This is a genomic window from Streptococcus vestibularis ATCC 49124, assembly GCF_000188295.1.
Taxonomy (GTDB): Bacteria; Bacillota; Bacilli; order Lactobacillales; family Streptococcaceae; genus Streptococcus; species Streptococcus vestibularis.
On sequence record NZ_GL831112.1, the window covers coordinates 626344 to 637423 of the forward strand.

11 protein-coding genes are annotated in these 11080 nt (G+C 40.9%); 8 read left to right on the forward strand and 3 right to left on the reverse strand.

From position 1 onward, the window contains the following. Positions 1-243: 243 nt before the first annotated feature. Entirely contained in the window at positions 244-570 is a 327-nt protein-coding gene (locus HMPREF9425_RS03155; RefSeq protein WP_003096695.1) for a bacteriocin immunity family protein, read from the forward strand. Between the two features lie 149 nt (positions 571-719). On the opposite strand, the gene HMPREF9425_RS03160 is transcribed toward HMPREF9425_RS03155, so the two are convergent. Next, positions 720-1979 (reverse strand): threonine/serine exporter family protein, encoded by a 1260-nt coding sequence (locus tag HMPREF9425_RS03160; protein WP_037621392.1) that lies wholly within the window; start codon positions 1977-1979, stop codon positions 720-722. A gap of 325 nt (positions 1980-2304) precedes the next feature. Between HMPREF9425_RS03160 and dhaK the strand changes: the two genes are divergently transcribed. From dhaK to HMPREF9425_RS03180, 4 genes are read left to right on the forward strand one after another with little or no spacing between them, the layout of a single operon-like run. Further along, entirely contained in the window at positions 2305-3294 is a 990-nt protein-coding gene (gene dhaK / locus HMPREF9425_RS03165) for a dihydroxyacetone kinase subunit DhaK (RefSeq protein ID WP_003096700.1), read from the forward strand. Positions 3295-3324: 30 nt separating this feature from the next. Then, positions 3325-3900, forward strand: a complete 576-nt coding sequence (gene dhaL / locus HMPREF9425_RS03170; protein WP_003096702.1) for a dihydroxyacetone kinase subunit DhaL — start codon at positions 3325-3327, stop codon at positions 3898-3900. A gap of 3 nt (positions 3901-3903) precedes the next feature. Then, positions 3904-4278, forward strand: a complete 375-nt coding sequence (gene dhaM, locus HMPREF9425_RS03175) for a dihydroxyacetone kinase phosphoryl donor subunit DhaM (protein WP_003096703.1) — start codon at positions 3904-3906, stop codon at positions 4276-4278. Positions 4279-4291: 13 nt separating this feature from the next. Next, positions 4292-5275, forward strand: a complete 984-nt coding sequence (locus HMPREF9425_RS03180; RefSeq protein ID WP_003096706.1) for a Gfo/Idh/MocA family protein — start codon at positions 4292-4294, stop codon at positions 5273-5275. 51 nt (positions 5276-5326) lie between these two features. Here HMPREF9425_RS03180 and HMPREF9425_RS03185 read toward each other — a convergent pair whose 3' ends face one another. Beyond that, a complete protein-coding gene (locus HMPREF9425_RS03185) occupies positions 5327-6520 on the reverse strand; it encodes a ferredoxin reductase family protein (protein ID WP_003096709.1) in 1194 nt (397 codons plus the stop codon). Positions 6521-6780: 260 nt separating this feature from the next. On the opposite strand from HMPREF9425_RS03185, the gene HMPREF9425_RS03190 reads away from it, so the two are divergent. Next, positions 6781-7125, forward strand: coding sequence for a hypothetical protein (locus HMPREF9425_RS03190; protein ID WP_003096712.1), 345 nt, complete (start codon positions 6781-6783; stop codon positions 7123-7125). 220 nt (positions 7126-7345) lie between these two features. Here the strand turns inward: HMPREF9425_RS03190 and HMPREF9425_RS03195 are convergent, their stop codons facing one another. Further along, the gene (locus HMPREF9425_RS03195) at positions 7346-8830 is read right to left on the reverse strand and encodes a DUF1846 domain-containing protein (RefSeq protein WP_003094906.1); all 1485 of its coding nucleotides are present in this window, start codon (positions 8828-8830) and stop codon (positions 7346-7348) included. A 308-nt stretch (positions 8831-9138) separates the two neighbouring features. Here HMPREF9425_RS03195 and HMPREF9425_RS03200 point away from each other — a divergent pair, with 308 nt between their 5' ends. Both HMPREF9425_RS03200 and HMPREF9425_RS03205 read left to right on the forward strand, forming a co-directional pair. Then, entirely contained in the window at positions 9139-10398 is a 1260-nt protein-coding gene (locus tag HMPREF9425_RS03200) for an ABC transporter permease (protein ID WP_003096715.1), read from the forward strand. 15 nt (positions 10399-10413) lie between these two features. Continuing rightward, complete coding sequence (locus HMPREF9425_RS03205) at positions 10414-11046, forward strand: ABC transporter ATP-binding protein (RefSeq protein ID WP_003096719.1); 633 nt, start codon at positions 10414-10416, stop codon at positions 11044-11046. Positions 11047-11080: the final 34 nt, after the last annotated feature.

Genomic DNA, 11080 nt, shown 5'->3' on the forward strand with positions numbered 1-11080 from the left:
GGCCGGTAGCAGAGGCTTCCAGTCGAAGAGCAAGCCACCCGTTCTCACGGGTGGTTTTGACTGTGCTTCTATTTAGATTTTTTTCGGCATAGTATTGACAGTAGTCTATGATAAGCGTAGAATCTTTTTCAAATAAAGAATATAGGTGTGCTTACCAAGATAGCATTTCTTTCCGAATTTGATGATAGTATAAATCAAATGTTTACCTTGAGAAAAGCAGGACCTATTTAGGGAGTGTTCCAGATGACAAAAAGCAATAACACCCAAATTGATGATATCATGAACAATATCTATAATCTTATTTTAAATCCAGAAACAACTGAAAATGAGAGAAAGTTACTCGTAACGTTTAAAAATGAAATTGAAGTTGGAAAGAAGGATAGTAGTGAACTTCTTGCAGAGTTACGCAGAGCTATTCAAGTTCTAGCAGTCGAGAATCTTCCTAAAGGAATTTCATTAAGTTATGGAGTGAGTGAGTTGAGTAAGACTCTCGCAGAATTCCAAGATGAATCAGAACGCAACATTAATCTAGCAAGAGGATTGTCATCAATCGCCATGTCTTTTAGATGATTTATCTGTTTGTGATGATTAATAATTAAAATGACAAAAAAGATCAACTGAATTGAACCGACTAAGTTGTATTCTGTTTTTTGCTATTGATTACTTAATTGAGGTATCAAAAAATCCACTGGTATACAAAACCAATGGATTTCAACAATTTATTTTTTCTTCCCTAGTACAAAAAAATGGCTAGGGATTTGTTGTGTCAAACTGACTGCGATGGCGATGGTAAATGAGGCTAGGAAACAAGCTCGTAGGAAGTTGAGGCCTAGGTCTGCATTTCCAATCAATAGGAAGTAGATGGCACGGTAGAAGCTCATTCCTGGAATGAGTGGGAACATGCTTGAGGCTAGGAAGACGGTAGCTGGACATCTACGGTAGTGGGCCAAGAAACGTGAGGTGAAAGTGACCAGTAAGGCAGGAAAGAGGATGGCTAAAACTTCGTGGTGGGTATTATTCCAAATCAAGAGGTAGAGGAGCCATGAGCCAGCACCTAGTGTTCCAAGGTCTAAAAAGTATTTCTTAGGTACTCGGTATAGCACGGAGAAGGCTGCTGTTCCTAGTCCTGCCATGACAGTCTGAATCAAGACCTCCTGCCATGAGGTAGTTGGTGTTGAGAACATACCTGATAATTGTTCCGCAAAGGGGAGAAGGGAAATCATGGCAAGAACACCGACAGAGATAGACAGACAAGTGGAGACCCCTGACAGCATCAGGGCCAGACCACTATAATAGTTGTTCTGGGTGAATTCACGGATAGCATTAACAAAGTAGGCTCCAGGAATCAAAATCATCAGGGCTCCTAGGATGATAACGCTACGATGTTGCCCGATACCCAGATAATAGAGAATATTAGCTGATAGAGCGGCAATGGCACTAGAGAGAATAATCTGCAAAAAACTAGTATGAATAAAACGGGAAAAAAGCTGCATACCAATCCCCACAAAAAGTCCCGATATAGCCGCAGCAGTACCATCAATCAAGCCACTTCCAAGAGCTAGCGAGAAGCTCCCAGCACCAATGACACAGGCTATAATATCCTCTAAAGGACGATAGAAAGTCTTCTGCTCAATGGTTTTCAGCTTTTGGAAAATGCTAGAAACGGGCTGATTTGGCTGTTCTGCCAGTTCACGAGACAGGCGGTTAACCTCCTCTAGTTTTCCTAGATGAATAGAAGGGACTGAGGTAGCTAGAACACGAGACTCCTTAAGACCTGAGCGGTTGAGTCCGGAAATCATAACTCCTCGATTGACCACGTAAGTGGAGAAGTCTCTGATGCCAAGAGACTTGGCCATATGACCCATGGTGTCTTCGATACGGTAAATCTCGGCACCGCTCTCCATAAGAACTCGCCCTGCCTGAAGGATGGCATCCATTTCGTTTTGCGTCTCTGTTTCATTTGGAAAATCGATAGTCATGTAACCGCTCCTTATCGCTTTAGTAGCCATTTCATTATAAGCTTTGAGAAGCCGTTTTTCAATGACTTTGGTGACTAAAGTGAGTCTTTTTATGAGATTTTTCTTCTACTTAATAATATATTTTAGGAAAATGACGGTCTTCCTTTTTAACTTGCCACGGCTGGAGGCAAGTGCTACAATTGAATTATAAATTGTATGCGTTTACACATTGTTGCTTTTCCTCTTCTAAAATGATTGAAAACCTGTATTTATAAGGGAAAATTGATTTGAGATGGAAGTACATTGAAGTGTAAATAGATGATCCCTTTGAAAAGGAGGAAATTCCATGAAAAAAATTATCAATAAACCTGAAAATATTGTTACTGAGATGTTAGATGGCTTGGCTTATGTTCACAATGATCTGGTTCATAGAGTTGAAGGTTTTGATATCATTGCAAGAAATGAGCAGGTTGCTGGTCAGGTAGGTCTTATTTCTGGTGGTGGAAGTGGTCATGAGCCAGCTCATGCTGGTTTTGTAGGTGATGGTATGCTTTCGGCAGCCATCGCAGGTGCAGTATTCACATCACCAACGCCTGATCAAATTTTGGAAGCAATCAAGGAAGCGGACCAGGGAGCCGGTGTCTTCATGGTTGTTAAAAATTACTCTGGCGACATCATGAATTTCGAGATGGCTCAAGAATTGGCTGAGATGGAAGGTATCGAGGTTGCTAGTGTTGTTGTGGACGACGATATTGCTGTGGAAAATAGCCTCTATACACAAGGTCGTCGCGGGGTTGCTGGTACTATTTTTGTTCACAAAATCCTAGGTCATGCGGCTCGTGAAGGTAAGTCTCTGGCTGAAATCAAAGATTTGGCTGACAAGATTGTTCCTAATATTCACACCATTGGTTTGGCCCTTAGCGGTGCGACGGTTCCTGAGGTTGGTAAGCCTGGTTTTGTTCTAGCTGAGGATGAAATTGAATATGGTATTGGTATTCATGGTGAGCCAGGCTATCGTAAGGAGTCTATGCAGCCATCTCGCCAGTTAGCAGAAGAATTAACTGGTAAGCTTCTTGAATCCTTTGATGCTAAGTCTGGTGATCGCTATGCTCTTCTCATCAATGGTATGGGGGCAACGCCACTCATGGAGCAATATGTCTTTGCCAATGATGTTGCAAGTCTTCTTAGAGACGCGGGTCTAGAAGTGATCTATAGAAAACTAGGAAACTACATGACTTCTATTGATATGGCAGGTCTTTCACTAACTCTTATGAAGATTGAAGATGACGCTTGGCTTGAGGCTCTAGAAAGTCCTGTTAAGACTATCGCATGGTAAGAATGACAAAAACTAGAAATCGGGTATATTATGGATAAAATAGTTGCAGTAAAATGGATGCAAGTCTTTAATCAAAAAGTTGAAGCAGAAAAAGATCACTTATCTGAGTTAGATGGTCCTATCGGAGATGGTGATCACGGGGCTAACTTGGCGCGTGGTATGGCAGCAGCCGTTGAAGCTATTAACACATCAGACCCTCAAAGTACGGCAGATGTTCTAAAGACGGTATCAATGGCTCTGATAAGCAAGGTTGGTGGGGCTTCTGGTCCGCTCTATGGCTCTGCCTTTATGGGGATGATGAAGGCTGAGCAGGCTGGTCAAGATTTAGCAGGTGTCCTTGAGGCAGGTGCCGATATGATTGAAAAACGAGGCCATGCTCAAGTTGGCGAAAAAACCATGATTGATGTCTGGCGCCCAGTTATTGAAGCAGTTAAACGAGATCAATTAACGAATGAAGTCATCGATCAAGCAGTTCTTTCAACGAAGGATGTTGTTGCTACCAAGGGACGTGCCTCTTATGTAGGTGAGCGTTCTATTGGTCACATTGACCCAGGCTCTTATTCGTCTGGGCTACTCTTCAAAGCCTTGCTAGAAGCGGAGGGCTAGGACATGTCGGAACTTGGAATTGTGATTGTATCCCACTCCGCTGATATTGCCAAGGGATTGGTGAGTCTGATTCGTGAAGTTGCACCAAATATTCCTTTGACAGCTACAGGCGGTCTTGAAGATGGTGGACTGGGATCTAGTTTTGACCATGTTCAAGTAGCAGTAGATAGTCAGCCTGCTAAACGTCTCTTGGCCTTTTACGATTTAGGCAGTGCACGCATGAATTTGGAGATGGTTGAGGAATTTTCAGAAAAGGATATTCTCATTCAACATGTCCCCCTTATTGAGGGGGCCTACACGGCTTCAGCCCTTCTTCAAGCAGGAGCGAGTGAGGTTGAAATCTTATCTCAGGTAAATGAATTAACCATTCAAAAATAAAGAAAGTTACACTATGGAAAATCAAATCAAGTATAGGTGGGCCAGTCTTGGGACTGGTGTTATCGCAAATGAGTTGGCACAGGCTTTAGAGGCCCTAGGTGGTAAACTCTATTCCGTTGCAAATCGTACCTATGACAAGGGAGTGGCCTTTGCTGAGAAATATGGAATCGAAAAGGTTTATAAAGAGATTGATCAAGTCTTTGAAGACCCTGAAGTGGATATTATCTACATTTCAACGCCTCACAATACGCATATCAATTTTCTTCGCAAGGCACTCGCAGCGGGCAAACACGTCCTCTGTGAAAAATCTATCACCTTAAACAGTGAGGAATTGGCAGAAGCTATCCAACTCGCCGAAGAAAACCATGTCAAACTGGCAGAAGCCATGACCATTTTCCATATGCCTATCTATCGAAAACTCTCTGAAATCGTGGAAAGTGGTAAGCTAGGACCTCTCAAAGTTATCCAGATGAACTTTGGTTCTTATAAAGAATATGACATGACCAACCGCTTTTTTAATCGTAACTTGGCTGGTGGAGCTTTGCTTGATATCGGTGTCTATGCCCTTTCCTTTGTACGTTGGTTCATGACGTCGCAACCGACAGAGATGGTTTCACAGGTTAAATTAGCTCCAACTGGTGTTGATGAGCAAGCGGGTATTCTCCTTACCAATGCAGAAGGGGAAATGGCAACGGTGACGCTAAGTCTTCATGCCAAACAACCTAAACGTGGCACCATTGCTTATGATAAGGGTTATATCGAAATTTACGAGTATCCACGTGGGCAAAAGGCAGTCATCACCTATACGGAAGATGGCTCACAAGAAGTCATCGAAGTAGGTGAAACTGCCAAAGCCCTCCAGTATGAGGTCCTAGACATGGAAGCAGCCGTCTTGGGTCAAGAAAATCATCTTTATCTCAACTATAGTCGAGATGTCATGGAGCTCATGACCCAACTCCGCAAAGACTGGGGATTGGTCTACCCAGAAGAAGAATAGTAGCTTACCGACTCACTCAAAAAGACTCAGTTTTTGCTGAGTCTTTTTAACTTATTTAAAACTAAAGCCCTCATAAACGAGCTCAGCCTTTGGATTGTTTGCCGTAAAGGTTTTAGCAAATGCTTCCATCATTTTCACTGGACCACACATAAAGACAGTTGTGTCATCAGTGAGAGGATAGTCAGTGAAGTCCAGATAACCATCCACTTGACTATTAATAGTGTGAAGCTTGAAATTTCTATTTTTTGCAGCATATGCAGCCAACCTCTCCAGATAGACAGCGTTTTGCTCACCTGTATAGGCGTAGTAGAAGTCGACATTCCTATCAAGGACAGGATTTTCACGGATATAGGAAATGAAAGGGGTGATGCCGATACCACCTGCAATCCAAACTTGTTTGTCACGACCTTGATCTAGCAACATGTGACCATAGGCACGGTCGATAGCTACCGGGTTTCCGACTCTGAGCTTCTTGTAGATTTGTTTGGTATGATCACCTGAAGCCTTAACGGTAAAATAGATAATATTGCCATGTCCACCTGAGATAGAGAAAGGGTGAGGTGCCTTCTCAAAACCAGCTTGAAGTATCTTAATAAAGGTAAATTGACCAAATTGATAATCCATTGGACGTGTTAGCCTAATAGCTATTTCTGTTGTGTCATGGTTAATACGTTTTAAGCCCACAATTTTCCCACGATTTTTAAAACCAATAATTTGGTAGAGGAAGATGATATAAAATCCTGAGCTTAAACCAAGAATAGCGAAGCCCCCCACTACCAATGATAAGAGACTTGGCTTAGTCAATACTTGTCCCAAAATCAAGTAGACATGGGAGAGACCAAAAATATAGGCTAAGTACACCAAACGATGAAGCCAACGCCAAGTTTCATATTTGAGAGTTTTGCCAAGAAAGACCAGAACCACAATAGCCAAGAAAGTATAAATACCAAGGTTTCCTAACCGAGCAGCCAGACGGGAACCCCATAGACTCCCCATACCGATGTTGTGGAAAACAAGGAGAACAACTGATAAGATGGCAAGAAATTTGTGGACAGTGTACATTCTCTCAATTCCGTTAAAGACTTTTTCTAAAACTCGTGATCGTGTTGCCAACATAAAAGTCCATGATAAGGTTGTTAAAGCTAGACCAGGAGCGACGAAGTTTGTCATGCCCCTTGCTAGCCAGGCGTATACCGTCAGAACAACACTTACGGTTAGTAGGAGAATTCCTTTATATGATTTCATGTAACCTTCTTTCTATATATTTATATTATTACTAAATAGTTGTAAACGGCATTGTTACAATTTATCATATAATAGATTTCCTGTCAAAAATAATTAATTTTTTGAAAAAAAGCTGATAGTGATATAGTAATCAAGGTATCCAATACTTTTTGAAAAGGCACAATGATTGTCAAGAAACGTTGATTTAATAGTCGATTATCTTGTGAAAGCGTTTCTAAAAGTGTATACTATAAGTAGAAGATAGGAAGAGGAGATGATTAGTGGCTAGTATTACAATAGAAGCTAGTAAGGTGGCTAGAAAGAGTCCCATTCGAGTAGACACTAGTCTTGTCGGGACGGTTTCTGGTGTGGAAGCAGTAACTGTTTCCCTACCGTCATCAAAAGCTCGTTTGAGTGTTGGTAAAATGGGTTACAAGTCCAATACTATTACTGTGGAGGATGGACAAACCGTTCGGGTTACTAGCAATTTTCTAAATCGTTTGATAGCGATAGCTCCATTGCTTCTCTACCTTTTTGGAGGTCGTTATCTCCCGCTTGTTGCTGTCCTATCTACTATAGTTTTGCTTTTTAGCTTACCTTTTCTCAAGTTAGAAATCGTAGGCTGATTAGAATCGGGGGTGGCTTAGCCCTCTGTTTGATTCCTTTAACTCACTTTTTCATAATAATGCTAGGCCACTCCCTTTTTATTAGGAACGGGTTGAGACGAAAAATTAGTTATCAAAAAGGGAACTCGATAGAGTTTCCCTTTTTTCTTTATCAAGCTAAAGTCATTTTTAAAAGACCCTAGTTATTAAAACTGAGGTCTTTGATGTTTATAGTCAGTTATCACTTACGGTACAATTTGTCGTATTGATAGTAAGGATCGAATGTGACATTGATACCAAGCTTACGGAGAACATTTTTATCTTCATCAGTAAGGATGATTGTTGAGTGAGCTTCAGAACCCTTAAGGTTACCAAGTTCCTCCATGGCACGCGCTGCATCCGCATTGTTGGCAGCTGTAATGGCCAAGGCAATGAGGATTTCGTTGGAGTGGAGACGAGGATTACGACTACCCAGATGGTCAATTTTCAGACCTTGTATAGGTTTAACCACTTCAGGTTCGATAAGTTTAGTATCCTTATCAATACCTGCAGAAGTCTTGATAGCGTTGATCAAAGCAGCCGCAGTTGGACCAAAGAGTTCTGAATTTTTACCAGTGACGATTTGGCCATTTGGCAATTCGAGGGCAAGAGCAGAACCACCTGTTTCTTCAGCCTTAGCACGTGCTGCAACGACCACTTGGCGATCTTCAGGAGTGATACCAAGATCGTTCATTAGCAACTCAATCTTCTTGACAGCAGTCTCAGGAACACGTTCATTTTTGAAATCAAGTACAGTTTGATAGTAGCGACGGATGATTTCTTGTTTAGAAGCTTCTTTGGCAGCCTCATCATCTGTAATGGCAAAACCAACCATGTTAACACCCATATCTGTAGGTGAAGCGTAAGGTGACTCACCAAGAATACGTTCAAGCATACGTTTAAGGACTGGGAAAATCTCGATGTCACGGTTGTAGTTTACTGTAGTTTTGCCATAAGTTTCCAAGTGGAATGGGTCGATCATATTGACATCATCAAGGTCTGCAGTGGCAGCTTCATAGGCTAAGTTAACTGGGTGATGAAGCGGCAGATTCCAAACTGGGAAGGTTTCAAATTTAGCATAACCTGACTTGATACCATTGATTTGGTCGTGGTACATGTTAGACATACATGTTGCCAATTTACCAGAACCAGGACCAGGAGCAGTAACGACGATAAGGTTACGGCTAGTCTTGATATAGTCGTTTTTCCCCATACCTTCAGGAGAAATGATATGGTTCATATCCGTTGGATAGCCCTTGATAGGGTAGTGGATGTAAGATGTGATACCATTTTTTTCCAGTTGGTTACGGAAGGCATCAGCCGCAGGTTGACCTGAATACTGCGTAATAACAACGGAACCTACATAGATATTGAGCTCGTTGAATTTATCAATCAGACGAAGGACCTCTTGATCGTAGGAAATGCCAAGGTCACCACGAGCCTTAGAATGCTCGATATTGCTAGCATTGATGGCGATAACCACTTCGACTTGTTCTTTAAGCTCTTGAAGGAGCTTGATTTTATTGTCAGGTTCATAACCGGGAAGGACGCGGGCAGCGTGGAAATCCTCCAACATCTTTCCACCAAACTCCAAGTAGAGCTTACCGTCAAACTGGTGAATACGCTCCAAAATATGGTCGCGTTGTAGATTCAAATACTGTTCAGAACTAAAAGCTTGTTTCTTCATAAATAAAAATACCTCTGAGAAAAATTATATCAAATGCCGAAGGTAAATGCTATTAGCGAAGGACGATTTATTAGAGAAAAAGAGGTGAAGGTCAATCATGAAACGTATTTTTTATGATAGTCCTTTAAAGTTATTATTTAATTGGGGTTATCATCTCAGCAGTTAGATTTTTAGATAACAATCACTTTAGAGTATTTAATTTCATAAAGGTTTCATATTTGTCGTCTATAATTAGGATAAGAAAAATGAAAGAGTCCTCATTTATCTTTGGTATAGCTGAGGGCTAATGTCTTAAATGGAGGTGGAAGATGGTTCTCTTACAACAGGCAACTGCTTATATTTTCCGCAAAAAAACGCGGAATTTTATCCTTTTTCTTATTTTATTTTTGATATTATCTTGCTTGTATTTTTGTTTCTCTCTTATGCAAGTTGGTGGAGGAATGGAGGCACAAATCAGGAAGTCAAGTGGGGCAAGTTTTGCTCTGGTAAGTAAAGAAAGAGGCAGTGCATTTTCCTGGAAAGAGGGGGAAAAGATTAGTCATCTATCTGATGTGATGACAACGATACCTGAATATATAAGCCCAGTACGACTAATCGATAAGAAGGTCGTTACAGGAAAACAAACGGTGGAACGTGATGATCTTGATAATATGGATAATCAAGCCTTGGGAGCCACTTTTACTAAGGAAACAGCCCAAAGTGTTGATTTTAGGAGTGGTGCTTTTCAACTTCTTAAGGGGAAGTACATATCTGCTAAAGGGCAAATTATGATTCATGAATCGCTTGCTAGGAAAAATAAACTAAGCGTCGGAGACAAGCTGACCTTGTCCAATTTTCAGGTGACTGAAAATGGAGCTAAGAAAATGACCTTTGATATCGTTGGTATTTTTTCTGGCAAGAAAGAGGAGACATTTACTGGAATGTCCTCAGATTTAAGTGAAAATCAAATCTTCCTCCATTATGACGATGCTAGCCAACTGCTTGATTTGACTGATAAGTTAGTGACAAAATTATCCTTTGGTATTAAGAATCCAGATAGAATCAATCAAGTCATTAAACAAGTGGAACACTTAGATATTGATTGGAACCGTCTACGTTTAGACGAGGACCGTAAGGCTTTTGACTCCTTGAAGGAATCGTCTCAAGCGCTACAAGGAATCGTCAGAACGATGATGATTAGTTTAATTGTTACAGGAGCAGGAATCCTATCATTTTTAATGGCACTATGGACGCGTGAGCGAAATCATGAGATAGGTATTCTTTTAGCAATTGGGAAGAGCAAGGGACGCATTTTTGCTCAATTTCTTATGGAGATATTGTTGGTGTCCCTTATGTCTTTGCTACCTGCCCTTGCTATTGGACGGCTACTAAGTCGACTGTTTTTGCAAGAATTTATAGGACAGCAAGGACAGCAGCAGGCTCTTCGGTTATTAGATCAAATTCCTCAGGGACTACCTTTAGGGCAATCTTATCTAAGTCTTCTAGTCTTGGTAATGTTATCGCTCGGTGTGACAACTGGTCTCATTTGGCGCAAAACTCCAAAAGAAATCTTATCTAATATGAGTTAAGGAGAAAGGAACACTATGTTAGAACTCAAAGATGTTACGTATAGTTATCAAAATAAAAGTGAAGCTATCCTCTCGAAGGTGAATTATCGTTTCGAGAAAGGTAAATTTTATAGTATTATTGGGCAATCTGGAGCGGGAAAATCGACCTTACTTTCCCTTTTGGCAGGTCTTGATTATCCCAAGAAGGGGCAGGTCTTGTTTAACGGAGAAAATATCAAGAAAAAAGGCTCTAGTTATCATCGTAGACACCATGTTGCGCTTGTTTTTCAAAATTACAATCTCATTGATTATCTTACACCTTTAGAAAATGTACGACTTGTTAATAAAAATGCCGATAAGAAGATACTTTCTGAATTGGGATTAGATGAAAAACAAATTAATCGAAATGTCCTACAACTTTCAGGTGGACAACAACAACGTGTAGCTATTGCGCGGGCTTTGGTTTCAGAGGCTCCAATTATCTTAGCAGATGAACCGACAGGAAATCTAGACGAGGAAACTGCGAAGGATATTATTGCTATCCTTAAAAGAATGGCCTTAGATCGCCAAAAATGTGTCGTAGTTGTTACGCACAGTAAGGAAGTTGCTCAAGCATCTGATGTGGTTTTAGAGTTGAAGAAGAAACAACTCATAGAAAAGAAAAAATAAAGAAAGGACTCTTATGTTTCGAAACGCTTTTGCA

What these genes read in the sequence shown, in the direction of transcription:
- HMPREF9425_RS03155 (WP_003096695.1), top strand. Translation starts at nt 244, where the DNA reads ATGACAAAAAGCAATAACACCCAAATTGATGATATCATGAACAATATC.
- HMPREF9425_RS03160 (WP_037621392.1), bottom strand. Translation starts at nt 1,979, where the DNA reads ATGACTATCGATTTTCCAAATGAAACAGAGACGCAAAACGAAATGGAT.
- dhaK (WP_003096700.1), top strand. Translation starts at nt 2,305, where the DNA reads ATGAAAAAAATTATCAATAAACCTGAAAATATTGTTACTGAGATGTTA.
- dhaL (WP_003096702.1), top strand. Translation starts at nt 3,325, where the DNA reads ATGGATAAAATAGTTGCAGTAAAATGGATGCAAGTCTTTAATCAAAAA.
- dhaM (WP_003096703.1), top strand. Translation starts at nt 3,904, where the DNA reads ATGTCGGAACTTGGAATTGTGATTGTATCCCACTCCGCTGATATTGCC.
- HMPREF9425_RS03180 (WP_003096706.1), top strand. Translation starts at nt 4,292, where the DNA reads ATGGAAAATCAAATCAAGTATAGGTGGGCCAGTCTTGGGACTGGTGTT.
- HMPREF9425_RS03185 (WP_003096709.1), bottom strand. Translation starts at nt 6,520, where the DNA reads ATGAAATCATATAAAGGAATTCTCCTACTAACCGTAAGTGTTGTTCTG.
- HMPREF9425_RS03195 (WP_003094906.1), bottom strand. Translation starts at nt 8,830, where the DNA reads ATGAAGAAACAAGCTTTTAGTTCTGAACAGTATTTGAATCTACAACGC.
- HMPREF9425_RS03200 (WP_003096715.1), top strand. Translation starts at nt 9,139, where the DNA reads ATGGTTCTCTTACAACAGGCAACTGCTTATATTTTCCGCAAAAAAACG.
- HMPREF9425_RS03205 (WP_003096719.1), top strand. Translation starts at nt 10,414, where the DNA reads ATGTTAGAACTCAAAGATGTTACGTATAGTTATCAAAATAAAAGTGAA.